Below are 24,580 nucleotides of genomic sequence, written 5' to 3' on the forward strand. Positions count from 1 at the left end.
GACTGCCTTGCCTTCCTGACTTGATTCTGTCGGCAACGACGGGGCACGATGCGAGCTTCCTGAACAAGACGTGTTCGCACGTGGGGAGCACATGATGTCTCGGCTCTGGTTCAGCCGGCGTCTCTGTTGGCGTCTGGCCTCCGGCATGCTGATGGGGGTGATTCTGGCGTCACCGGCCGGCGCCGGTGAGCGTGGCGTTGCCTCGCCATCAAACGATCAGTCTCTGCATCTTGAACGCAGGACCCTGCCCGAGCTGCGCGACATGCTCGATCGCGGCAGGGTGACCTCCGAGCAGTTGACCCGCTTTTATCTGGCCCGTATTGGTGCGCTGGATGATAGGGGACCCACCATCAATGCCATGCTGGATCTGGCGCCGGGGGCGATCGCCCGTGCCCGTGAGCTGGACCGCCATCGCGATGAAGGGGGGCATGGCCCGCTTTACGGCATCCCCTTCGTGGTCAAGGACAATATCGATGTGAAGGGGCTGCCCACTTCGGGTGGTTCCATGGTGCTTGCGCACGCCTACCCGAAAGACAGTGCTCATGTGGTCCAGCGCCTGGAGAAGGCCGGGGCCATCCTGCTGGGCAAGACCAACATGACCGAATTTGCTGCCAGCTATGGCGAGCCGGGTTATAGCTCCAGGGGCGGCATTACCCGCAATCCGTGGCGGCTGGATCGCAGTGTGCTGGGCTCCAGCAGCGGTTCGGCCGCCGCCGTGGCGGCAGGCTTTGCCCCCTTTGCCATCGGTACCGATACGGAGGGCTCCGTGCGTGGCCCGGCGCATGCGGCAGGGCTTGTGGCCATGCGGCCGACGCTGGGTCGAGTCAGCCGTGACGGCATCATCCCGCTGGCGATGTCCTTTGATACGCCGGCACCCATGACGCGCACGGTACAGGGCAATGCCTGGGTGCTCTCCGCGATGGCCGGTCATGACAAGACCGACGATGCCACCTGGTTCAATGACGACGCCCCACTGAAGGGACTTGATCCTCTCACCGTACCCGATACGCCCACACCGCTTGAAGGGCTGCGCGTGGGCGTCATTGAGCACCGTGAAGCGGGCAATGCCGAGATCGAGGCGCATTTCGCTCGAGCGCTCAAGCGCCTTGAAACACTGGGCGCCACGCCGGTGCAGGTCATGCTTGAAAAACACTATCTGGATCTCTGGCCCACGGCGGTGGGGCCGGTTCATCAGGCAGAGTTTCAGCCTCAGCTGGAGCGCTATCTACGTCAGTTCGATAAGGGGCAGCCTCGCACGCTCAAGGAGATCATGGAGGGATGTGAGACGCTCAACCAGCATGCCAAGGGTCATCCACCGGTGACGCCCGGGCGGATTCGCGGCATGCAGACGCGTCTGGATCAACGTCTTGAGGGCTCGCCGGAGTATCTGGATGTGGTGTCGCGTCGCCTGCCCGAGCTTCGCGAGCATCTGGCGCAGTTCATGGCGAACAACCATCTGGACGCCCTGGTCTTTCCCACCGAAGCCTGTCCGGCCCCGCCGCTGGCCGACGGTAAACACCCGGACTACGAATGCAGGGCCAGAGCGCCGTTTGCACTGGGCTATATCGCCTCTGCCACCGGCTTTCCGGAATTGACCGTGCCGATGGGCATGACCCGCGCCGGTGTGCCCGTTGGTCTCTCCCTGCTGGGCAGCGAGCGTCAGGAAGCCGGGCTCTATCGGATGGGCCTGGCGTTCATGCGCGATGTTGCCGATGATAAAACGCTTTCACTGCCTGCCATGGCCCCGCTGACGGGGCCGAAACAGGCCCATGAACCCTCTGATCGGAGATCATCATGAAACATGCCCTGCTTGCCGCACTGGTCACCACCACACTTCTGGGGCTTAACGGCTGCGCCTGGTTTGGCGGGGGCAGTGACGCGACGGCTCCGAAGGATCAGGCCGGTGCGGACGCGGCTGCGCAGTCCTCCGATGACGCTCAAAAGGTCTGTGGCGCTGACCGTTTGAAGGACCTTACCGGTGTGACGCTTGATCAGGGCGTTCGCCAGCAGATCGTTGATCAGAGTCAGGCTCAGCAGTTTCGGGTGCTGGCACCGGAGACCATCAAGACGATGGATTACCGCGAAGACCGCCTGAACATCAACGTCAATCAGCAGGGCGTGATCCAGTCCTTTGACTGCGGTTAAGTCTCCAGCATGGCCGTTAGACGGTGGCGGGCGATATGGCCGATCTGCATCAGGCTCTCGGTGATCTCGGTATCGCTGTCCCGCGGCAGGCGCTTTTCGATCATGGCAAGAATCGTCTCGGGCGTCAGTCCGGCCACGGCGATGACAAACGGAAAGCCATGACGCCGCCGATAGGCCTCGTTGAGCGCCCGCAGCCGTTCAAGCCGCTCCTGATCCTCTGCCAGTCCGGCACCGCGCTGTTCGGCCTGTGATGCCGGCGTCAGGCGGGCAAGCTGGCGATCGCCCAGTTCGGGGTGGGCGCAGATCAGATCAAGCTGTGCCCTGGCGTCTGCTCGATGGACATGAGCCTGAGCGGTGTCGATCAGGGCATCAGGGCTGGCAAAGGGGCGCTGTGCGGCGATGTCCCGGACAATCCAGGGCGAGTGTTCGTAAAGTCCTTCCAGTTGCGAGACGAACTGCGCCTCGGGCATGTGATTCAGGGTTTCCAGCGTGACGGACATATTGGGCTTTCCTTTGACGGTGAATCCTGGCAGGCTCGGGAATATCGACAGCTGTGTTCTCTCCACGACCCGGTAATGACAATGACAACCCTGAGCACCCATGTTCTCGATCAGCACGGCGGTCTGCCGGCGGCTGGCCTTCACGTTGATCTCTTTGCCCACGGCGCCACCACGGCGTGCGCCCATGGCGTCACCAATCAGGATGGTCGCCTCGATGCCCCGCTGCTCGAAAACGGTGAGGGCGGGCACTACACCCTGCATTTCCACGTGCGAGACTACTTCCTGGCCCGCGGGGTGGATTCGCCGTTTCTGGACCGGGTGCCGGTCAGCGTGACGCTGGCCAATGGACAGCGCTACCACGTGCCGCTGTTGATTACTCCCTGGGGCTACAACGTCTACCGCGGCAGCTAGCGCGCCCGCTCAACCTTACCCGGTTTCGCGGGTGTCGACAGCCGCCTCAAGACAGGTCAGTGCTTCCCGCGGCAGCCCCCTCAAAATGGGGGGCGTCGGCGGCTGGTTCAGCGCAAGCAGCTCGGCGGCAATGGCGATGGCAATGGCCTGCGGGCGCTTGTCACCGCCGCTGTTGCCCAGCGGGCAGCGCAGGGTTTCTATCTCGGGTTCGGCAATCCCCTTGTTGCGCAGGCGACGGGCAAAGCGCGCCCGCTTGCTTTCGGAGCCGATCAGCCCCAGCGACGCCTGGTCGCGTCGCGCCATGATCGTGACCAGCAGCACTTCATCAAGGGCGTGATCATGGGTCATGACCAGACAGTGGCTATCGGGTGTCAGGCGGGCCATCTGCTCATCGAGGCTCAGCCCGAAATGACAGTGCGTGGTGGGGGCGGGCGCCGTGACCTCAAGCAGCGACGGTGAACGTGTGTCAAACCAGTCAACGCGCCAGCCCAGACCTGCCATCAGCGGTTCCAGTGCCTGCGCCACATGGCCTGCGCCAAAGAGCGCAATCTGCATGCGGGGTCGTGGGTAGAGCGTGATCAGTACCTCGACATGACCTCCGCAGCACTGCCCCGAGCGGGCCCCGAGTGAAAAACTTTCCAGCCGACAGCCCGAGTCCCCTCGGGCGAGCGCCTGTTGCGTCAGTTCGATGATTTCCTGCTCGAAATGGCCTCCCCCCAGGGTGTCAAAGCTCTGCGTTTCGGTAATCACCATCTGGCTGCCGGGTTCACGGGGTGTTGAACCGGCGCTGGTGACGATCTGGGCACAGGCATGGGCAATACCGCGGCGCTGACAGTCGGCCAGCGCCTCGTACCAGTGCTTTGGCCCGGGTTGCGGCTCACTTGGCTGACAGGACATGCGCCGTCTCCTCCTGAGGTCGAGGGGCATTGTGAAGGCGCGCCTTGCGTACTGCCTCACAGGCCATCAGCACCCGTTCCGGTGTGGCCGGCGTGTCCAGTCGTGGGCTTGAGCGGTCATCGGCAAGGCTTGCGACGGCATCGCGCAGTGCCGACCATACCGAGATGGCCAGCATCAGCGGGGGTTCCCCAACGGCCTTGGAGCGATAGATCGTGGCCTGCGAATTGGGATGGCCTTCCAGCAGGGCGACCCGAAAGTCGCGCGGGGCATCACCACAGGCCGGAATCTTGTAGGTGGCAGGTCCCGTGGTCAGCAGATGCCCCTGATCGTCCCACTTGAGTTCTTCGGTGGTGAGCCAGCCCATGCCCTGAATGAAGCCGCCCTCGATCTGGCCGCGATCGATGGCCGGATTGAGCGACTCCCCCACGTCATGAAGGATATCGACCCGAGCCACGCGATATTCGCCGGTAAGGGTGTCCACGTGGACCTCGCTGACCGCCGCGCCCCAGGCATAGTAATAAAAGGGCCGGCCGCGGCCGGTTTGGCGGTCGTAGTGAATCTCCGGGGTGGCGTAGAACCCGATCGCCGAGAGCGGGACGCGAGCCAGATAAGCCTGCTGGATCAGCTCGGACCATTCGATGCGCGCCTCACCCGCTGTCAGCCCGTCCTCTTCAAGGGTCAACCGTTCGCGGGGCAGCGTCTGCCACTGTGCGGCGAAATCCATAAGACGTTCGCGCAGGGTAATGGCGGCATTGCGAGCCGCCATGGCGTTGAGATCAGCGCCCGAGGAGGCCGCCGTAGGGGAAGTGTTGGGTACCTTGTCGGTGCGTGTCGCACTGATGCGCACTCGGTGATAGGCGATGCCCAGTTCCCGGGCCACGACCTGACAGACCTTGGTGTGTAGTCCCTGGCCCATCTCGGTGCCGCCATGATTGACCAACACGCTGCCGTCGGTATAGATCATCAGCAGCGCGCCGGCCTGGTTGAGGTGTCTGGCGGTAAAGGAGATGCCAAACTTGACCGGTGTCAGGGCCAGCCCCTTGCGGATGACGGGGCTTTTTGCATTGAAGGCGGTGATCTCGCGTCGCCGCGCGCGGTAGTCGCTGGAGGCTTCGAGCGTTTCGATCAACTCGCCAATCAGTGGCTGGTCGATCTGCTGGCCGTAGTGGGTCTCGCAGCGCTCGGCGTCATAGAGGTTGCGCTTTCGCACGTCCAGCGGATCAAGCCCCAGGGTTCGGGCGATATCATCCATGGCGCCTTCGATCGGCATCATGCCCTGGGGGCCGCCGAAGCCGCGAAAGGCGGTATTGGACGCGGTATGGGTCATGGCCCGATGGCCGGTGACGCGGGCATGGCCCAGATAATAGGCGTTGTCGGCATGAAACATGGCGCGATCCACCACCCCCTCGGAAAGGTCCGGCGAATGGCCGCAGTTGCCAATCAGGGTGATGTCGGCCCCCATCAGGCGGCCGCTGTCGTCAAAGCCCACCCGGTAGCGGTTGTGAAACGGGTGGCGCTTGCCGGTGGCCTGCATGTCATCGGCGCGAGGCAGGCGAAAGCGAATGGCACAGCCGTTGCGATGGGCCGCCAGCGCTGCCATCGCGCCCAGGGCGGCGGCCTGGCTCTCCTTGCCGCCAAATCCACCGCCCATGCGACGAACCTCGGCGACAATGCCGTGAAGCGGGATGCCGAGCACTTCGGCGACCAGCTTCTGGACTTCGCTGGGGTGCTGGCTGGAGGTCAGCACTCGCAGGCCGTCGTCATCAAGTCTCTCGGCCTGGGCGATCTGGCCTTCAAGATAAAAATGTTCCTGACCGCCGATGCACTGTTCACCTTCGAGCACATGGGGCGCCGCCTGCAGCGCTTGGTCCACATGGCCGCTGGTCTGGGTGTCCTCGCTCATGGCCGCCCCGCGATCGAGTGCCGGCGCCGGCAGCGGGCGCTCGTGCATATGCTGGGGCAGTACGGTCAGACCGGCCTCGATCGAGGCGACCGGGTCCAGCGCCGGTGTTTGCAGCTCGTAGTCGATACGGGCATGGGTCACGGCGCAGCGCGCGTTAAAGAGTGTGTCGGCCACGACGGCAAAGACCATCTGACCGGCGTAGCGCACCTCGTCTTCGGCCAGCAAAGGGTCGCCCGGATAGACCGCGCCGACCTCGTTATGGCCCGGAATATCAGCGGCGGTGATGACATCGATCACCCCGGGCTGGCACCGGACCTCGCTCAGGTCCATGTGCAGGATCCGGGCACTGGCATGCGGTGAAAGCCCTACCGCCAGATGGCGCATGCCCGCCGGACCCGGCAGGTCGTCAATATAGGCGGCCCGGCCGGTGACATGGCCGATGGCACTATCGTGTCCCGGCACCTTCCCACTGGCCGGCACCGTAGATGAGCTGCCGTGCTGAATCAGCTTGCGCATGGTCAGATCTCCTCCAGCGTCATGGGGATGGCATCGTGTCGAGATGTGAGCCGATGCCGAGCGCGGGCCAGCAGGCCGGCCACCGCTGCGAGTCGATAGTCGCGACTGGCGCGGACATCGTCGATTGGTGAGAAATCCTCGGCCAGTGCCCTGCAGGCATTGTCCAGGGTTTCATCATTCAGGACCTGTCCTTCAAGCGCTGCCTCGACATGGCGCGCCCGCTTTGGGGTGGCTGCCATGCCTCCACACGCCACCCTGACATCATTGAGCTGCCCCTCTTCGCCCATCGAAATCCGCAGGGCCAGCATCACGGCAGAGATGTCATCATCCCGGCGCTTGCTGATCTTCCAGGCCAGTAGCTGCTCGCGGTCCTGCAGGCGTGGCAGGTAGACGGCATCGAGATACTCTCCCTCGTTCAGCGCGGTAGACCGATAGCCGGTAAAGAAGTCATCGATGGGCAGCTCGCGCATGCCTTGAGCGCCGTCAAGACGCAGTCGGGCACCAAGTGCCATCAGAATCGGTGGGGTGTCGCCGATGGGCGAGGCGTTGGCAATATTGCCGGCCAGAGTGGCGCGATGACGAATCTGCAGCGAGCCAAGCCGCTCAAGCAGGGCATGAAAGGCCGGGTAATGATCGGCCAGCAGCGGTGCCAATCGGTGATAGGTGACGCCGGCGCCAATCCACCAGCCGTCGGCCTGCTCATCAATATGAGCCAGTTCGGCAACGCCTGATAGATCAATCAGCTCCGGCAGCGGCTTGAGCGCCAGGGTGTGTTCGAGCATCAGATCGGTACCCCCGGCAATCAGGCGGGCCCGGGGGTGCTGCGTCAATATCTCGATCAGCGCGTGTCGACTTTCGGGATGATGGAAACCGTTGGTGATCGCACCGGACGCGGGCGGCAGATCGTCCGGTTCATCCATGGTAGGGCGGGGCAGGGTGTGCATGGCACGAGCTGCATCCCGGATGGCTCGATAACCGGTGCAGCGACAAAGATTGCCACCAAGTGCGGCATCAATGGTGTCATCGTCCGGCGGGCCATTCATGCCCAGGCGGCGACGTTCATTGTCCAGGCAAAACAGCGACATGACGATGCCGGATGTGCAAAAGCCACACTGGCTGCCGTGGTGCTCGATCATGGCCTGCTGTACCGGATGAAGACTTTCCTTGCGGGCCAGCCCTTCCACCGTCAGGACATGGCATCCGTGCAGCTGATGGGCGGGCAGGATACAGGCGTTGGCACTGTGATAGTGCAGCTCGCCCCGGTCGTTTCGAGTGCCTATCGCAATGGTACAGGCGCCACAGTCGCCGGAAGCGCAGCCTTCCTTGGTGCCGCAGGCACCGAGATGACCGCGCAGCAGCGACAGCGCCGTTGTGGCCGCCGGCAGATCGTTCAGACAGTGACGCTGTCCGTTGAGGGTCAGGCTAAGCATTGTAGGGGCCTCCATGGTATCCGCTGATCGTTACCATGCAATTTCCTGACCAACTGTTCAGGAAAACATCGCGTTTGTCGATTCGACCCTTGGCGAGACGTGAGGCACTATCGCGTTAATGCCGCCAGGCGACAGGATTTTCGAGAGACGTCAAAGGGACGATGATGGCCAGTAAACGCCAGACAGGCAGTGCTTCAAACGTTTCCGGAACAGGGGCCGTCCGGGCCCGTAATCAGGCGCGCATTCTGGATGCGGCCGAAGCGGTTTTTGCAGTCCATGGCTATCGCGGTGGCAGTCTGAGCGCCATCGCACAAACAGCCGGTCTGGCCCGTGCCAACCTGTTGTATTACTTCAAGAGCAAGCGTGGGCTTTACGTGGCGCTGCTGGAGCGCACCATGGCGCGATGGAACGACCTGCTCGAGGAGATTGACGTCAATGATGAGCCCGCACAGGTGCTGAGTGCCTTCATACGGGCCAAGCTGGCGCTGGTGCGACAGTATCCTCAGGCCTCGCGCCTGTTTGCCGGTGAGGTGCTGCAGGGCGCGCCGATGCTGCAGGATTATCTGCGCGGTCCGCTGCGGTCATGGATCGATGCGCGTGCGGCCGTTCTTTCAGGCTGGATCGAGCGCGGGCAGATTGATGCTCGCGTTGATCCGCATGCGCTGATCTTTTTGATCTGGTCGACCACCCAGCACTACGCCGACTATGAGGCGCAGGTACTGGCCCTGACCGGTCGCGAGGCCCTGACGGATGATGACGAGCGACGCATCGGTGACTTCCTCTGCCACATGGTGCTTGCCGGCTGCGGCCTGACCGGCCGGCAAGCGCCTGACAGCGACGCCTGAGTCAGGTCAGCGGGCCGCCTTCGATGGTTTTTTGCATGCCTGCCATGATGTGGCGTCCATCCTCGCGGGTCAGCTCCTGGTACCACTGATCGGTGACGGCGGGGTCATGGCCGTGCGTCATGTCGGCCCGCTTGCGCGCGCGCAGGATGATATCGCCGACGCGATCCACGCGCGCACGGTCATAGGCTTCAAGGGCCCTGTGAAGACTGCTGTGTTCGCTCAGGGCCTGCGCCAATACCCAGGCATCTTCCATGGCCTGACAGCCGCCCTGACCCAGATCCGGCGCCATGGCGTGGGCGGCGTCGCCCAGCAGGGCAACCCGGTCGCTCACCAGAGAGTCGAGCGGGTCGATATCGTGAATCGGTATCCGTGCCATCAGGGCCGGGTCGAATCGCTCGATCAGGCGCGTCACTTCCGGTGCCCAGCCGGAGAAATGGCGCCGCAGTTCGGCCTTGTAATCCCCATCGGCATCCAGAGCATCAAGAGGCAGCGGCACGTCAAAAAAGCAGTAAAACTCGGGCTGGTGATCGTCGTTGCCGCCGCTGCCCATCGGCATCAGCGAGACGCGCTGATGATGGCCGATGTACTGATCCCAGTGATCCAGAAGCGCGAGGTCGGTCTGCGCCGGGACACGAACGTTCCAGTTCACGTAGCCGCAGTAGCGTCGCTGGATGGTTTTGCCCGCTACGCGATTGCGAAGCTTCGAATGAGTGCCATCGGCGACGATCAGCAGGTCGGCGCGGCGCGTTTGAGCGTTGTCGAAATGCACCGTCACGCCCTGTGCGTCGGTCTGAAAATCGAGACAGTGCTCGCCGAGATGGACGTGCTCATGCCCTACGGCTGCCAGCAGCAGGCGCTGAAGTTCACTGCGGGCAATCGGACAGGCCGGCTGGCCAACGGCGTCATAGAGCGGGGTCAGGCTGAATCCGGTCAGCAGTGCGCCATCATGACTGAAATAGCGCATCGCCTGCATGTTGCCGCTGGCCTGCTCGATGCTGGGCCCAAGGCCCAGCTGATGGAGGATTCTGGCACCGTTGGACCAGATCGACAGGGCCGCGCCGGCCGGACGCAGTTCCCGCACCCGGTCATGCACGCTGACACGGTGGCCCTGTTGCTGCAGGGCGAGCGCTGCGGTCAGACCGCCCATGCCGGCCCCGATAATGACGATGTTCATGGCATTACCCGCTGTTATTGTTGGAAGGTCATCGGGGCAACCTGCTCCCGTGACTTTTTAGACTAACGTGGGTCGAGCGCTTTGGAAACGATCCTGGCAGGCCGCACGACAGGCGGGCCATTGGCATCAAAAAATGCATGATTCTGGTGCATGTATGCCCCCTGTTGGCGCATCAACGGGATATGCAAGGCGTGCTGTCATGAGGACGGTATTGGCAGCCGGCCCTGTGGATTGACCAATTGGTCAGCTTTTGGGACGTTTGGCCGAACTCTTGCATGGGGTCTGGCTCATTGCCTTCAGGAGTGCTCCGGCCATGCCTCGATCCACAATGCAGACGTCCTCATCGGAGGAGCTGATCCACGCCCTCGAAGACCGGCCCGCGCCGGGGCCGGCACTTTTGGCCGCCGTTCAGCACGTACTGGCCTGTTTTATTGCCATTGTGACCCCGACGCTGGTCATTGCCGGGATTCTTGGACTTGATCGGCAGCTGCCCTATCTGCTCAGCATGGGGCTGATGGTCTCGGGGGTGGGCACGTTCCTGCAGGCTCGACGACCGTGGGGAATCGGAGCCGGCATGATCTGTCTACAGGGCACGAGCTTTTCCTTTCTGGGCGCAATCACGGCGGCAGGGCTATTGGTGAAGTCGCGTGGTGGCAGCCCGGATGACATGCTCGCCATGATCTTTGGTCTGTGCTTTTTCGGCGCGTTCGTAGAGATCGTGCTAAGCCGGTTTCTTCATCAGTTGCGTCGAATCTTTACGCCACTGGTGACCGGTGTCGTGATTACCATCATCGGCATGAGCCTGATTCCGGTCGGGATGACGAGCCTTGGCGGGGGTGAGGGCGCCGACAATTTCGGCGACCCGGGCTATCTGGGGGTGGGTGCGTTGACCCTTTTGATCATCGTGATTCTGGGGCAGGCGCGCAATCCCTGGTTGAGGCTTTCAGCCATCGCCATCGCGCTGATCATCGGCACGGCCGTGGCCTGGCTGACCGGTCTGACCCGCTTTACGACACTTGAAGCGCAGCCCCTGATCAGTCTGCCCATTCCGTTTCGTTACGGCTTCGATTTTGAGTGGTCGGTGTTTTTGCCGATTGCCATGATCTATCTGATCACCGCAATCGAGTCGGTAGGGGATCTGACGGCGAACTGTCTGATCTCGCGCCAGCCCATTGAAGGACCGCGCTATATTGAGCGCATCAGTGGCGGTGTGCTGGGCGATGGCGTCAATTCGATGCTGGCGGCAGTATTCAATACCTTTCCCAACACGACCTTTTCCCAGAACAATGGCGTGATCCAGCTCAGCGGCGTGGCCAGTCGTCATGTGGGGCAGTATGTGGGGGCGATTCTGGTGGTTCTGGGACTTTTTCCCGTACTGGGCGCGGTGCTGTCGCAGATTCCCCCACCGGTGCTGGGGGGCGCCTTGCTGGTCATGTTCGGCAGTGTGGCGGCTGCCGGCATCCGCATTCTGGCACGGGTAACGCTGGATCGACGCAGTCTGACCATCATGGCGGTGTCCTTCGGCGTAGGACTGGGCGTGGCAAGCCAGCCGGCAATATTCGAGCAGCTTCCGGCAATGGTGAAGGTGCTGTTGAGCTCATCAATCAGTGCCGGTGGGTTGGTCGCCATGGTTTTGAATCTGCTGCTGCCGGATCACACCGTTCGTGAGCAGGCCGCTTCAAAGGCAGAAGCAGGGCGCTCGACGACCTGAAGCCGCCGGCGATCGATTCCGTCGGCAGGGAACGCATCCAGTTGCGGCAGATCCGGTGGCGAGTGGTCTTGCAGGGGGGATACGCGCTTTCGGAAGCGACTGCGTTATTGCTCCCGATTGGCGCGCGCTAGAGCCTGCTGATAGGCGCTGGCCACCTGCTCGGGCGATAGCCCCAGTGATGCCAGACCGGGCCAGTCAATTCTGTCCCAATAAGCCTTTTGATAATCGGTGGCCGTCTGCAGAATCAGTCCCAGTGCGCCGGCGCGGTGCATCAGGGCGGCTTCGATATCCGGGTGGACAGGAATCTGCGCCAGAATCTCTTCCATCGGCTGATCCATGAAGCTGTCCAGACAGGAGAAAAGACCGACGGTAAAGCCCATCTCGCTGGCCTGGCCGGGCAGATGCTGCGTCAGCTGATGACAGAAATGACCCAGCATCATGGCCAGATTCTGCAGGGCATGGGGTTTGTCTTCAAAGCGCGACAGCACCAGAAGGCTTGCCAGACTTCGAATGCGTGAAAGCCCCAGTGCCATGACCGCCCCATGAAGCGAGGTCACCGGTCGACTTTGCTGGGCAAAGGCAGAGTTGGCCATGCGCAGCAGGCGAACACTGAGAAACGGGTCGCGCTGAACGGTTTCAGCCATATTGCGCATTGATATGTCGGGTGCGTTGAGCTCGGCCAGCAGTTTCAGGGTATTGAGTCGATTGATCGGCATGACCCGACCACGGACGGGTTCAGGGCGCGCCAGAAAATATCCCTGAAACAGATGGCATCCGGCCTCCATGGCAATGCGATAGTCTTCCTGTGTTTCGATCTTTTCGGCCAGCAGTCGAAGTCCTGGATAGCGAGCCTTCAGGGCCATGATGGTGCTGACGAGGGTGTCGCTGGTATAGGCGGGGTAGTCGAGCTTGACGATATCCACGAACGGCAGGAGAGGGTGGCTGGCATCGCTGAGAGCGTAGTCATCAAGCGCCATGACATGACCTTCCTCACGCAGTCGTGTCAGCGCGTCGATGACATCGGTCGTGTCGGTCACATCCTCGAGAATCTCGATGACCAGAACCCGCGAATCAAAGGGGATGTCCTGAATCAGACTGTCGGATGTGAAGTTCACATAAGCGGGCTGCTGGTTGCACACTTCATTGATGTCGGCCGCCGTAAAGGCATTGATCAACACCTGACTGGTGGCACGATTGCCATCAAAGTCGGCTGCGACGATGGGGCCGCCGCCGTAGGGACGAAACAGCAGTTCGTAACCGGCCAGGTTTAGCTGACGATCATAGATGGGCTGGCGGGCGAACAAAATACCGCTGGTGTCGTTTGAAGTGTCGCTCATGGTGTCTTGGGTATCGTTGAAATGACGCCTGCGCCGTAACCATGAAGAACGGTAATGTCGACGACATCCATTAGCGTTCTCCCATGGGTTTTCATGGTTATCGTCAGGCGTTGCTACGGCTTGAGGGTCCGGCCGTCGAAATCTTCAACAAGGCGTTGAAATATCACACGCCATGACACTATCCATCAGGTGATGGAGGCTGCTGGCACCGTATCGTCGGGAATGTCCTGCATCGATACAAACCCGGGGATTTCCTCGATACGTCCACACCAGTTCACGACATGCGGCCAGTCCAGCAGCAAAAGGCCGGCCTGATCGGCGATATGGGTATGGGCAAACAGGGCAATGTCGGCCAGCGTCAGCGTCTCTCCGGCCAGAAAGGGCTGGGTGCTCAGCGTTTGTTCCATGATGTCCAGTGCCTGACGAGCACTTTCCTGACGTGCTACCAACTCTTCAAGACGCTCGCTCGGGTCGCCCTGATACCAGTGAATCAGGCGGGCCACGGAGAGCGAGGGCTCATGACGGTGCTGTTCGAAAAACATCCACTGCAGCATGCGGGCCCGGTCGAAATCATCCTCGGGGACCAGTGCACTGTTGTGTCCCAGGTAATACAGGATGGCGTTGGATTCCACCAGCGTGCGACCGTCATGGCGCTCCAGCATCGGGATGCGGCGCGCCGGATTGCGAACGGCAAAGTCGTCGCTACGGGTCTCGCCGGTGAGAAAATCGACGTTGAACCAGCGGTGGCCGATCTCCAGCAGTGCCAGCGTCAGTCGAACCTTGTAGCAGTTGCCTGAACGGTAGTCGCCGTAGACGGTGATCATGGGCTCGTCTCCGTGATCCTTGGGTACATGAAAGGTTTCAGACATTGTGGCACAAGCGTTCGGCACCATCCTTAAGCCTTTGATCATGTCACGACACAGGGCCCTGCCATCGTCATGGCAGGGCCCTGGAAGGAGCGTATCAGTGCGGTCGTGATCAGGCGGTGGCGAGCATGCCGGTCTGCTTTTGTACCTGCTCGGTATCCATCAGATGAATGGTAACCGGCACCGACTTGGCCGCAATGGTGTGACTGCGTTCATCGCGATTGGCGATCGGAATCAGGCCGTTGGTTTCCGGGTAGTAGGCCGCCGCGCAGCCTTCGGGCACGTCGTAGGGCATGACACGAAAGCCGGAGGCGTGGCGCTCGATGCCATCTTCCGCCACGGCGCGAAACTCGATCAGGTTGCCTTCTTCAAGACCAAGCCGTTCGATGTCGGCCGGATTCATCATCACCACCATGCGCGTGCCATAGACATCGCGATAGCGGTCATCAAGCGAGTACACCGTGGTGTTGAACTGATCGTGCCCGCGGGTGGTGATCAACTGGAAATGATCGGCCTCGGGCCCGGTCATGCCGGTATCCAGGGTGTCTCCCGGGAACAGGAAGTTGGCACGGCCGGTATCGGTCTCCCACACACGCTCACGGGCGGCGTTGTAGAGATGAAAGCCGCCGGGCTCGCCCACGCGTGCGTTGTAGTCCTTGAACATATCCGGGAAGACCGCCTCAATGCGATCGCGGATGCGGGCATAATCTTCGCTGAGCCATTCCCAGTCGACCTTGTGGTGCGGCGGCAGCGTCGCGCGCGCGATGCCGGCAATGATGGCAATCTCGGATTTGAGATGAGGCGATGCCGGCTCGATCTGGCCGGTCGAGCCATTGACGTTGCTCATGCCATCTTCAAGCGTCACGGTCTGCAGGACGCCGGCCTGAATATCCTTCTCGGTGCGCGCCAGACACGGCAGGATGAAGGCCTTTTTGCCGTGAATCAGATGGCTGCGGTTGAGCTTGGTCGAGATCTGCACGGTCATCTTCAACGTGTTGAGCGTTTTCTCGGCCACGCGCTCGATGTCAGGAATGGCCCGGAAGAAGTTGCCGCCCAGTCCGATGAAGGCGTCTACCCCCCCGGCCAGAATCGACTCACAGCACTGGGCGACATCATCGCCATGCTTGCGTGGGGATTGAATCTCGAACACCTTGTCGAGCTGGCTCAAAAACGCTTCGCCGGGCTTTTGATAGATACCCATGGTGCGATCGCCCTGCACATTGGAATGTCCGCGAACCGGGCAGGCCCCTGTACCGCGACGACCGATGTTACCGCGCAGCAGCAGCAGGTTGACGATCTGCTGCACCCCATCGCCGCCATGGGTCTGCTGGGTGATGCCCATGCCCCAGCAGCAGATGACGCGCTCGGAGGTCATGTAGACCTCGGCGGCCTGCTCGATCGCCTCGCGCCTGAGCCCCGAATGGCGCTCGATGCGGTCCCAATCCAGTGCACGGCAATGCTCGGCAAAGGCTTCCAGACCGTGAGTGTGAGCTTCGATGAACTCATGATCGAGCACGCGTTTTTCGCCGTTGGCCTGCGCTCGGTCGTCGGCTTCGATCAGGACCTTGCACATGCCCTGAATGGCGGCGATATCACCGCCGATGCGCACCTGATGATACTGCGAACTGATGGTCGTGCCGGAAGGGCTCAGCATGTCCTTTGGGCTCTGCGGGTCGGCAAAGCGTACCAGTGCCTTTTCACGCAGCGGGTTGAAGGTCACGACAGAACCGCCACGACCAACCAGCTCATGCAGGTTGCCCATCATGCGCGGGCTGTTGGTGCCGGTGTTCTGGCCAAAGATAAACACGGCGTCGGCGTGATCAAAGTCATCCAGCGTGGTGGTTGCCTTGCCTACACCAAGACTCTCGGGCAGCGAGACCGTGGTGGTCTCGTGACACATGTTGGAGCAGTCAGGGAAGTTGTTGATGCCATACATTCGGCCGAACAGCTGAAACATGAAGGCCGACTCGTTGGGGGCATGGCCCGAGGTATAGAGCTGGACACGCCAGCGGTCCTCGTAGCTTTTAAGCTCTTCGCCGATCTCGCGGAAGGCGTCTTCCCAGCTGAGCGCCTCATACTTGTCCGTGCCGGCGTTGTAGCGCATGGGATGGGTCAGACGTCCCTCGCTTTCCAGCTCATGATCGCTCCATTTCGAGAGCTCGGTCACGGTGTGGCGTTCAAAAAATTCCGGACGTGCGCGTTTGCGAGTGGTCTCCCAGGCCACGGCCTTGGCACCGTTTTCACAGAACTCGGCCATCGCCGGCTTGACCGGGTCCGGCCAGGCGCAGCTGGGGCACTTGAAGCCGGTATGCTTGTTCATCGACAGCATCAGGCGGTTGCCCATAAAGGGAACCTGCTGGCGAAACATGTGCTCCTGAACGGCTTTGAGGGCCAGCCAGCCGCCACCGGGGGAGGTGCCGTCGTCCTGGGTGCCATAAACCTGGGCGTTGCTTTCGTGCGCGGTATGCTTTTTCACCATGATGGCCTCCGTGCCAATACGGTTGAAAGATGACAGACGGCACTGACGGCCCCTGAAACCCGGAAGAACAGAGCGCAAGGAAATGTTGACTGGCAAGGGGCGTGTTGGATGGCGTCAGCACCAAGTGTTCGTTGCCAACTATAGCCTGGTACATGAACTTAATCGGTGCTGAATAGAAATTGAAGACGACAGCGATTGTCTCAGTGCATTGGACCGCCGGCAGGAAAGGGCGGGCGGGCCAGCCAGATCAGGCCGATGGCCACGACAAAGATGATGGCAAACAGCCAGATGACGTCATTGAAGGCCATGGTCGCCGCCTGGGCATTGACGACCTCGTTGATCATGGCATAAGCGCGCTGATCCTGTAGCCCCAGCGTGCCCAGTTGATCCAGATAGTGCTCGGTGGCGGGACTGCCGGGCACCACCGATTCTGTCAGGCGCGCATGGTGATAGATGCTGCGATGATCATAGAGGGTGACCGACACCGCCGTGGAGATACTGGTGGCCAGCGTTCTGCAGAAGTTGGAAAGCCCGGACGCATCCGCGATCTGATCATCCCTGAGTCCGGCAAAGATGATCTGGTTGATGGGCACGAAAAAGAACGCCACGCCTGCGCCCATCATGAAGCGGGGCATGGCCAGCTCTTCATAGGCAATCTGGTCGTTGAAGCCTGCCGCCCAGAACGAGCAGAAGGCGAAGATGGCAAAGCCGAAGGTGACCAGAAAACGCAGGTCAAAATGGCTCTGAAAGCGTCCGACCAGCGGTGAGGCAAACAGTGCCAGAATACCGATGGGCGCGACGGCGAGTCCCGCCCAGGTCGCGTTGTAGCCCATTACCTGCTGCACCCAGTTGGGGGTAATCACCGTATTGCCGAAAAAGGCAAACATGCCCAGTGACAGACACAGCGTGCCGATGGCGAAATTGCGCTGACCGAACAGGCGCAGATTGACCACCGGACGGCGATGCATCAGTACCCAGGCTACCAGAAAGGTGATGCCGACCAGCGCCACGATGCCCAGCGTCAGGATCATGGGGGAGGCAAACCAGTCATGATCGTTGCCGTTATCGAGCATGAACTGCAGCGCGCCCACACCGACGATCAACAGTCCCAGTCCGATGACATCCACCGGCACGCGCGTGGTTTTCGATTCGCGTCCGCGCAGCAGCCAAAGACTCAGTACCAGCGACAGGATGCCGACCGGGATATTGATGTAGAAAATCCACGGCCACGAGTAGTTATCGGTCAGCCAGCCACCCAGAATCGGGCCGCAGATGGGGGCCACCACCACCGTCATGGCCCAGAGCCCGATGGCCATGCTGCGCTTCTCGGCCGGATAGTTCTTCAACAGCAGCGTCTGGGTCAGCGGCACCAGCGGGCCGGATACCGCGCCCTGCAAGAGGCGAAAGACCACCAGCATGATCATGCTGTTGGCAAAACCACATAGGGCCGAGAACAGCACGAACAGTGAAATGGAGGTGCAAAACAGTCGCACTTCGCCAAAGCGGCGTGCCAGCCAGCCGGTCAGGGGCTGGGCGATGGCACTGGAAAGGGCATAGGCACTGATCGCCCAGGTGCCTTCACTGGTACTGACCCCCATATCGCCGGCAATGGTATGCACCGACACGTTGACGATGGAGATGTCGAGCACCTCCATGAAGGTGGCAAGCCCCATCGCCAGGGTCAGCAGGACCAGCTTGATACCGCGCAGGGGCGCGATGGCCTCCTGTTCGCCGGAGACGACAGTCGCCTCGCTCATGGGGCAGCGCCGTCGTCGGCATCCTTGAGCAGGTTGCCGGCGTTGTCGCGGATGATAGACATGGCAGCGTCATCGGCCTGACGTTGTCGCGCATCAAATACCGTGGTGTGGCGGGAGACTCGGACTTCGGGAGCCTCTTTCAGACGAGGGCCGTCGGCGTCACTGTCCAGTTCGATCCGCGTATAGGTGGAGAGCCCCACTCGCAGCGGGTGAGTGTCAAGCGTGTCCCCCTCAAGGGCAATACGTACCGGCACACGCTGGACCACCTTGATCCAGTTGCCGGTGGCGTTCTGGGCCGGCAGCAGGGAAAACGCTGATCCGGTACCGGCGGACAGTCCGGCTACGTGGCCGTGATAGACCACATCATCACCGTAGAAATCGGTGGTCACGGTCGCGGCTTGCCCGATGCGTACTCGTCCCAGCTGCGTTTCCTTGAAGTTGGCTTCTACCCACAGGTCCTGAAGGGGGACAACCGTCAAAAGGGGCTGGCCGGCCTGCACGCTCTGACCCAGCTGTACCTGTCGGCTGGCAACACGACCGGCGACCGGTGCGATCACCTGTGTTCTCTGCTGGGCAATCCAGGCGTTGCGATAGGCGGCGCGCGCCTGCATGACGCCGGGGTCGTGCCAGAGATCGGTGCCATCAATCAGGGCATGGGCCGCGCGTGCCTGTGCCTGTGCCTGCTCGAGCTGTGCCCGGGCGGCGTCATACTGGCGCCGGGCGCTGTCCACTTCCTCTTTTGAGGCGGCGCGCTGGGCCAGCAGTGGCTTGCGGCGCTGATACTCGTCGCGGGCGCGTTCAAATTGTGCCCGAGCGGTCACCACGGCGGCATCAAACTGCACGGCCTGCGCCAGCTGTTGACGATACTGGCGCACGGCCTGCGCCAGCTGCGCGGCGGCCTGGTCCAGGGCGTTACGGGTATCACTGTCATCCAGGGTGACCAGTACCTGGCCACGCTCGACCGGCTCGGTATCCTCGACGTTGATGGCCGTCACCGTGGCGTTGATTTGCGAGGAGATGCTGACCTGATCGCCCTGGACATAGGCATCATCGGTAATGACCCGGGTGCTGAGTACCAGGGTCTCCAGCAGATACCAGCCGATGCCGGCCAGGATGAACACCAGTGCGATGACCAGCAGGATGATGTTGCGCTTTTTACGTGAGACCGGCGCCTTGTCGTGACCATCGGACTGATGTAAGGCGTCCTGATCGGTGGCGGCGTCGTTGTTATGGCTCATCAGTGACAGTGTCCGTGGTCAGATAGCGCGTATCGCGTTCGGGAACGCGTCCATGGTAGCCCCCGCCCAGGGCATGAATCAGCTGTATTCGGGTGTCCAGCAGTTCGCCGTCCAGTGCCAGGCGATTCATCCGTTCGCGGATCAACCCCTGCTGCGCCTCGATCAGCGCGCGTGGGTCCTCGACACCGCGGGCGTCGCGCTCCCGAGCCAGTTCAAGTCGATGCTGATAGCTCTTGAGTGCCTGTGACTGCGCCTCGAGCTGATTCTCAAGGCGTGTCATCGCCACGCTCTGGCGGGCCACGTCCTGGGCGGCATCCACGACACGCTGGTTGTAGTCGGCAATGGCGCTTTCCAGCTGGGCGCGGCTGGCGTTATAGCGGGCATCAAGCCTGCCGCCTTCAAAGATGGGCAGCGTGACGGCCGGGCCGAATGAGGCCAGCGATACATCCTCGTTGCGCCCGGTGCCCAACGGGTGAAGGCGTAAAAATCCGGCCAGTGCCGACAGGCTGACGTTGGGGTAGTAATCGGCGCGCGCCTGATCGATGCCGCGCATGCGGGCCTCGACCTGCCAGCGACTGGCCATGATGTCCGGCCGCCGGGCAATCAGTTCCAGCCCGGCTTCATCTGGCAGCGTTGTGTCCAGCGGTGGCAGCGGTTTCGGTGTCAGGTCATCAAGCTGATCCAGGGACACGCCCATCAGGGCGGCCAGCTGTACCAGGTCCTGATGGGCTGCCCCGTCGATCCGAGCGCGCTGCTGTTCAAGGTTGGCGACCTGCTCACGGCCCTGATCCAGTCGTGCGGGATTTTCAATGTCTCGATCGACGCGCAGGGTGGTAATGCGCACGCTCTCGCGAGCGGCGTCCAGAAGCATGTCCAGCTGCGACAGCTGGGCCTGTCGCAGCTGCCAGTCCATGTAGGCGCGGGTAATGCCGGCCTGCAGAGCGTTGGCGGCGGCCGCCTGTTCCAGCCGCGCAGCGTGACGCTGATCAAGCGCGGCCTCGATGGCGGCCCGTTTCTTGCCCCACCAGTCAAGGCCCCAGTCAAATGACAGGGTGGCCAGACCCACATTGCTGCGCTGGCTGTTGCCGGTACTGCCGGCGCCAAAGCCCGGTAGCCCGAGGGCCGGATATTCAAGATCGGTATGGCTGTAACTCTGATTGGCCCGGGCGCTGCCTTCGAGCTGTGCGCGGGTATCGGCCTGACGGCCCTTCAGCTGACGTGAGGCGATCTCGAAGCGTGCGCGCGCGCTGTCCAGTGACGGCGCGCTGGCCATGGCGCGCTCGATCAGCGCATTGAGCTGTGGGTCGTTGAAACCCTGCCACCACCTGGCATCCGGCCAGCGTCCGGGGATGTCCTGATCGTGAGTCAGCCCGGCCAGCGGGGCATGCTCGCGAAGGGCCAGTTCGACCGGCTTCATGGTCGGCGCCCCACAGGCGCTCAGCAGCACACACATCACCATGGGGGCGAAAAAACGCGCGAAGGTACGGTGCGAAAGGACCGCAGGAAACTGGGGCATCATGCTCTCAATAGATGGCAGGCAGGCGCCATGGTAATACACATATACCTTATATGGGGAAAGGCCAGCTTTTTCAGCACCAGACAAGCCGGCTGAACTAATGTAGGCCTGTCCGTCGCGCGTGTCGCGCGGCCCGGTATTCAAGGAGCCTTTTGTGCCTTCCATCGCCTGGCGAGATACTCGTGAATATTATGGGCGTATCAGCCGTCTTTTTCACTGGCTGATGGCGGCGCTTTTGCTATGGCAATTTGCCGGCATGATCGCAGCCGGCCTGGTCGGTCGCGCGCCCTGGGTCTCCTTTATGGTGGGAACGCACAAAAGTATCGGGTTTATGCTGATGCTTCTTGTGGTGCTGCGCTCAACATGGGGACTTTATAATCTTTCCAATCGCCCGCCGCATGACCGGGGGGCAGAAATGCTGGTCGCCTTTGGCCAGCTTCTTTTGTATCTGCTGATGATTCTGGTCCCGCTGCTGGGACTGACCATGAACTGGGCGTCCGGCAAGCCACTGCTGGTATTTGGCGCGCAGCTCATGAGCGGCGGGCGCGAAATGGAGGGGCTGGCCGGGCTGACCGCACAGTGGCATGTCTGGATGGCCTGGACGCTGGGCATACTGATCGGCGGTCACGTGCTGCTGGCCGTGGTATGGCATGGTCTTGTTCGGCGTGATGGCACCCTGAAAAGGATGGCCTCTCACCCCGATCGTTGATGGTCTTCCAGCGATGGCGTCGGATACGACAATGGCGCACCCCGATGTGTTCAGCCGCGATGTGGCGCCAGACCGGCGTCACATCGCGGCCGTTGTCGGCACTAGTGATAGCGCTCCTTCCACCGCTGCACCTTCACTTCACTCTTGAGGACATCCAGCACCTCGACCAGCACCTGTTCGAGCGCCTGATAGTCGCTGGCGCTGACGGGGACACTGCGATCAATGGTTCGATTGGCCAGCTCTTCGATCAGTGACCGGAAATCCGGGGAACGAATGCCGATCACGGCTTCGCGAATTAGTCGGCTGGCCACATCCGCCATCGCTTCATCCATGGCCTCCACCATCTGGGCGCCCAACGGTAAACGCTGCAGGCTGCGAACGGTCGGGTTTTCCGTAATGGCACGATGGACCAGGCCACTGACCCAGTCATTGATGTCCTCGCGGTGCTCGGCATAGCTTTCGCCCAGTATGCGCTGAATGCGGTGGGCCACATCATCGACAAGCTGCTGCTTGCGGGGCAGCAGAACCTCATCGGTTACGCGGCGTGAAATGTTGCCCTTGGAGAGAAAACCTTCCTGCACGTCAGTCAGCATTCTGACAATGACGCGGTCGGAGACCTCCTCGAGCACAATCTCGTAATACTTGTAGAAGAAACGGTAGATGCCCCAGGTGCGAATATCGATCAGACGCGTGCGCTGCAACCGAACCAGAAGCCCGATGACACGCAGGACACGCAGCAGACGCAGCCCGCCGACCGGAATGCAGCCAAGTACGTCGTACCAGTGAACGAACGGGTAGAAAAACCAGCGATGGTAACGCCTGTCCCAGATGGCAAACGCCCAGCCCATCAGTACGTCGAACACGAAGACCGCCACGAACCAGAGGTCGATGGTTTCAAAATTGGCATGCAGCCAGCCACCCCATTGCTCAAGCGTCGGCGAAATGGCCGAAAGCAGGTCACGAAAGGGGCCTGTCAGATACAGCGTGTCGAAAAGAATCAGCAGGAGACTGGTCGATACCAGTACCATGATGACCAGATCCCAGACGAGATAAAACCGCTCCAGCCAGAGCGGAATATCCCTTTTGGGCTCGTGCTTGTCCTCCTCGGGATCATCGCTGCGCGGCTGATCGGCCCAGCTGTTGGCCGGTGGATAACGATCGCGCGGGGTGTGATTGTCCGAGGGGGAATCCTCTTGATGCATGTGTGCCTCCTTGCGTGAGAGGCTATCTCAGAGGCTTGAACGCCTCGCGTCAAGTCGCGGGCACTCAAGCCTCCGGCAGCATCCGGGGTTCAGGGTTCATGAAAGGTTATGGAGAGCGCGGCAGGTCACGCTTGTGCGCCGTACGCTCGAAGGTGCTGATAATGTGCTGCGCTGCTTCCTGATCGATCTCCTTGCCTTCCAGGAAGTCATCGATCTGATCATAGCTGACGCCCAGCGCATCTTCATCGGTACGACCCGGCGAGAGGGATTCAAGATCAGCGGTCGGCACCTTGTTGACCAGCGACTCGGGGCCATCCAGCACGCTGAGCATGGCACGTACCCGGCGCTTGTTGAGGCCAAACAGTGGAGTGATATCGCAGGCGCCATCACCATGCTTGGTGAAAAAGCCCATCACTGCCTCGGCGCCATGATCGGTGCCCACGACCAGACCGCCATGACGGCCGGCCACGGCATACTGCGCAATCATGCGCGCACGCGCCTTGATATTGCCATGAATGAAATCGCGCTGGTGCTCGCTTTCAAATTCAAGGCCGCTCTTTTCGAGGCTTTCAAGCATGGCATCCGCCGAGGGCTTGATGTTCACATCCAGCTGCCTGTCTGCCCGGATGTAGTTGATGGCGGCCTGGGCATCGTCTTCATCATGCTGCTCGCCGTAGGGCAAGCGCATGGCATGGAACGTCGCGCTGCCCCCCTGTTCGCGAATTCGCTCGACGGCAAGCTGACACAGACGGCCCGTTGTAGTGGAGTCCACACCGCCGCTGATGCCCAGTACCAGCGCTTTGGCGCCGGTCTCTTTCAGATAGGCCGTCAGGAAGTCGATGCGTCGCTCCACTTCCTGTCGAGCGTCAAAGCGCTGTTCGATATCGAGCGCGTCAATAATCTGCTGCTGGGTGGTCATGAGCGATCATCATCCTGCGTTCAGTGAATGTAGTAACTACCGACAGCGTAGCCGGAAATCAGCGCTGATAACATTTCGTCAGGCGTCGGCAGCGTCGTATCAGGTCTTTCCATGATAATGGCTGATGCATGAAAGCGCATGGCTTGCTGATGCACCATCAAGGCCCGCCTTTCGTGATCGGCAGGTGTCATGTGTGCGCAAGGTATCAGCCCTGACTCTCGGGTGATGAGGGGAGAGACAGCACATGAACATTGTGCTGGTAAAAGGACGCCAGCATCTGCTCATTACTGGCATCGGTGATCAGTGTCCAGCCGGCGGGTAGTGGCGTCCAGTGCTGCTGGCTGGTGCGACCCAGCTTGGTGTGGTCGGCGATGACATAGCACCGGGCACTGCGCTGGATCATCAGCTCCTTGAGCCAGGCCTGTTCGGGGCTTGCCTCGCAGAGGCCCAGATCGGCGGTGACGCCATCGGCGCTCATGAAGACACGATCGACCGATAGCCGTGTCAGCATGGCCTGCGCGGCAGGGCCCATGGTGGTCATGCTGGAGGGGCGCAGCTCGCCCCCCAGTATGGTCACTCGTCCCTCGGGAAGGTGCTCAAGTGCTGATAGCGCCGCCAGATTGTTGGTGATGACATGCAGGCCGCGTCGCTGGTGCAGTACGGCGGCCAGGGCTGCGGTAGTGGTACCGCCATCCAGCAGCAGGGTGTCGTTATCGTTGATCTGCTCAAGCGCCAGCGCGGCAAGGTGTGCCTTGATGTCTTCATGACAGGACTGACGCTGGGCCAGCGTCAGCTCCGGTTCGCGCAGGCCGACATGGGCAGCACCCCCGTAGGTACGCACGATCAGCCCCTGCTCGGCCAGTGCCCCCAGATCTCGCCTGACCGTCGCTTCCGACACGCCAAAGTGAGCGCACAAGGTATCTACATCGGTCAGGCCGGAGAGTACGGCATCCAGCATGGCCTGGCGGCGTCGGGCGACTTTCATTTCTACCTCTTGTGGTGAGCGTGGGGATGATGATCCCTGG

The 24,580-nt window shown here is 61.5% G+C and carries 21 protein-coding genes; 6 read left to right on the plus strand and 15 right to left on the minus strand.

What is annotated here, in order from left to right:
* Window positions 1-91: 91 nt before the first annotated feature.
* Together B9G99_RS09300 and B9G99_RS09305 are read left to right on the plus strand one after the other, a co-directional pair.
* Complete coding sequence (locus B9G99_RS09300; protein WP_086621865.1) at window positions 92-1,798, plus strand: amidase; 1,707 nt, start codon at window positions 92-94, stop codon at window positions 1,796-1,798.
* On the plus strand, window positions 1,795-2,145 hold the full coding sequence (locus B9G99_RS09305; RefSeq protein ID WP_086621867.1) for an I78 family peptidase inhibitor: 351 nt from the start codon (window positions 1,795-1,797) through the stop codon (window positions 2,143-2,145). Before B9G99_RS09300 ends, B9G99_RS09305 begins: the two co-directional genes overlap by 4 nt.
* Here the strand turns inward: B9G99_RS09305 and uraD are convergent.
* Window positions 2,142-2,645: a 2-oxo-4-hydroxy-4-carboxy-5-ureidoimidazoline decarboxylase gene (gene uraD, locus B9G99_RS09310; protein ID WP_086621868.1), complete on the minus strand. Its 504-nt coding sequence runs from the start codon at window positions 2,643-2,645 to the stop codon at window positions 2,142-2,144. The genes B9G99_RS09305 and uraD overlap by 4 nt on opposite strands.
* Window positions 2,646-2,720: 75 nt before the next feature.
* On the opposite strand from uraD, the gene uraH reads away from it, so the two are divergent.
* Window positions 2,721-3,056 (plus strand): hydroxyisourate hydrolase, encoded by a 336-nt coding sequence (gene uraH / locus B9G99_RS09315; protein WP_227875767.1) that lies wholly within the window; start codon window positions 2,721-2,723, stop codon window positions 3,054-3,056.
* A 15-nt stretch (window positions 3,057-3,071) separates the two neighbouring features.
* Here uraH and xdhC read toward each other — a convergent pair whose 3' ends face one another.
* Genes xdhC through xdhA form a run of 3 tightly spaced genes read right to left on the minus strand, consistent with a single transcriptional unit; the run spans window position 3,072 to window position 7,802 of the window.
* A complete protein-coding gene (xdhC, locus tag B9G99_RS09320; RefSeq protein WP_158521479.1) occupies window positions 3,072-3,953 on the minus strand; it encodes a xanthine dehydrogenase accessory protein XdhC in 882 nt (293 codons plus the stop codon).
* Complete coding sequence (gene xdhB, locus B9G99_RS09325; RefSeq protein WP_086621873.1) at window positions 3,934-6,372, minus strand: xanthine dehydrogenase molybdopterin binding subunit; 2,439 nt, start codon at window positions 6,370-6,372, stop codon at window positions 3,934-3,936. Before xdhB ends, xdhC begins: the two co-directional genes overlap by 20 nt.
* Window positions 6,373-6,374: 2 nt before the next feature.
* Complete coding sequence (xdhA, locus tag B9G99_RS09330) at window positions 6,375-7,802, minus strand: xanthine dehydrogenase small subunit (RefSeq protein ID WP_086621875.1); 1,428 nt, start codon at window positions 7,800-7,802, stop codon at window positions 6,375-6,377.
* A gap of 164 nt (window positions 7,803-7,966) precedes the next feature.
* Between xdhA and B9G99_RS09335 the strand changes: the two genes are divergently transcribed.
* Window positions 7,967-8,647 carry a TetR/AcrR family transcriptional regulator gene (locus B9G99_RS09335; protein WP_086623398.1) on the plus strand — a complete coding sequence of 227 codons (681 nt, stop codon included), beginning with the start codon at window positions 7,967-7,969 and terminating at the stop codon, window positions 8,645-8,647.
* Window position 8,648: 1 nt separating this feature from the next.
* On the opposite strand, the gene hpxO is transcribed toward B9G99_RS09335, so the two are convergent.
* Window positions 8,649-9,821 (minus strand): FAD-dependent urate hydroxylase HpxO, encoded by a 1,173-nt coding sequence (hpxO, locus tag B9G99_RS09340; protein WP_086621877.1) that lies wholly within the window; start codon window positions 9,819-9,821, stop codon window positions 8,649-8,651.
* 313 nt (window positions 9,822-10,134) lie between these two features.
* Here hpxO and B9G99_RS09345 point away from each other — a divergent pair, with 313 nt between their 5' ends.
* Window positions 10,135-11,532: a uracil-xanthine permease family protein gene (locus tag B9G99_RS09345; RefSeq protein WP_227875768.1), complete on the plus strand. Its 1,398-nt coding sequence runs from the start codon at window positions 10,135-10,137 to the stop codon at window positions 11,530-11,532.
* A gap of 104 nt (window positions 11,533-11,636) precedes the next feature.
* Here the strand turns inward: B9G99_RS09345 and B9G99_RS09350 are convergent, their stop codons facing one another.
* The 6 genes from B9G99_RS09350 to B9G99_RS09375 form a co-directional block, all read right to left on the minus strand.
* Window positions 11,637-12,869 (minus strand): EAL and HDOD domain-containing protein, encoded by a 1,233-nt coding sequence (locus B9G99_RS09350; protein ID WP_086621880.1) that lies wholly within the window; start codon window positions 12,867-12,869, stop codon window positions 11,637-11,639.
* Window positions 12,870-13,054: 185 nt separating this feature from the next.
* Window positions 13,055-13,693: a glutathione S-transferase family protein gene (locus tag B9G99_RS09355; protein ID WP_086623399.1), complete on the minus strand. Its 639-nt coding sequence runs from the start codon at window positions 13,691-13,693 to the stop codon at window positions 13,055-13,057.
* Window positions 13,694-13,847: 154 nt separating this feature from the next.
* A complete protein-coding gene (locus B9G99_RS09360; protein ID WP_086621882.1) occupies window positions 13,848-16,214 on the minus strand; it encodes an FdhF/YdeP family oxidoreductase in 2,367 nt (788 codons plus the stop codon).
* A 200-nt stretch (window positions 16,215-16,414) separates the two neighbouring features.
* The gene (locus B9G99_RS09365; protein ID WP_086621884.1) at window positions 16,415-17,971 is read right to left on the minus strand and encodes a DHA2 family efflux MFS transporter permease subunit; all 1,557 of its coding nucleotides are present in this window, start codon (window positions 17,969-17,971) and stop codon (window positions 16,415-16,417) included.
* The gene (locus B9G99_RS09370; RefSeq protein ID WP_086621886.1) at window positions 17,968-19,209 is read right to left on the minus strand and encodes an HlyD/EmrA/EmrK family protein; all 1,242 of its coding nucleotides are present in this window, start codon (window positions 19,207-19,209) and stop codon (window positions 17,968-17,970) included. Before B9G99_RS09370 ends, B9G99_RS09365 begins: the two co-directional genes overlap by 4 nt.
* The gene (locus tag B9G99_RS09375; RefSeq protein ID WP_158521480.1) at window positions 19,199-20,725 is read right to left on the minus strand and encodes an efflux transporter outer membrane subunit; all 1,527 of its coding nucleotides are present in this window, start codon (window positions 20,723-20,725) and stop codon (window positions 19,199-19,201) included. The genes B9G99_RS09370 and B9G99_RS09375 overlap by 11 nt, the downstream gene beginning before the upstream one ends.
* Window positions 20,726-20,879: 154 nt before the next feature.
* Here B9G99_RS09375 and B9G99_RS09380 point away from each other — a divergent pair, with 154 nt between their 5' ends.
* Window positions 20,880-21,434 carry a cytochrome b gene (locus B9G99_RS09380; protein ID WP_086621890.1) on the plus strand — a complete coding sequence of 185 codons (555 nt, stop codon included), beginning with the start codon at window positions 20,880-20,882 and terminating at the stop codon, window positions 21,432-21,434.
* Window positions 21,435-21,535: 101 nt separating this feature from the next.
* Here the strand turns inward: B9G99_RS09380 and B9G99_RS09385 are convergent, their stop codons facing one another.
* From B9G99_RS09385 to B9G99_RS09395, 4 genes are all read right to left on the minus strand, one after another.
* Window positions 21,536-22,636, minus strand: coding sequence for an ion transporter (locus B9G99_RS09385; protein ID WP_227875769.1), 1,101 nt, complete (start codon window positions 22,634-22,636; stop codon window positions 21,536-21,538).
* 106 nt (window positions 22,637-22,742) lie between these two features.
* Window positions 22,743-23,555, minus strand: a complete 813-nt coding sequence (gene nadE / locus B9G99_RS09390; protein ID WP_086621892.1) for an ammonia-dependent NAD(+) synthetase — start codon at window positions 23,553-23,555, stop codon at window positions 22,743-22,745.
* 20 nt (window positions 23,556-23,575) lie between these two features.
* A complete protein-coding gene (locus B9G99_RS16830; protein ID WP_158521481.1) occupies window positions 23,576-23,746 on the minus strand; it encodes a hypothetical protein in 171 nt (56 codons plus the stop codon).
* Window positions 23,747-23,760: 14 nt separating this feature from the next.
* Window positions 23,761-24,540: a DeoR/GlpR family DNA-binding transcription regulator gene (locus B9G99_RS09395; protein ID WP_086621894.1), complete on the minus strand. Its 780-nt coding sequence runs from the start codon at window positions 24,538-24,540 to the stop codon at window positions 23,761-23,763.
* Window positions 24,541-24,580 lie beyond the last annotated feature (40 nt).

The organism is Kushneria konosiri (genome assembly GCF_002155145.1).
GTDB lineage: Bacteria > Pseudomonadota > Gammaproteobacteria > Pseudomonadales > Halomonadaceae > Kushneria > Kushneria konosiri.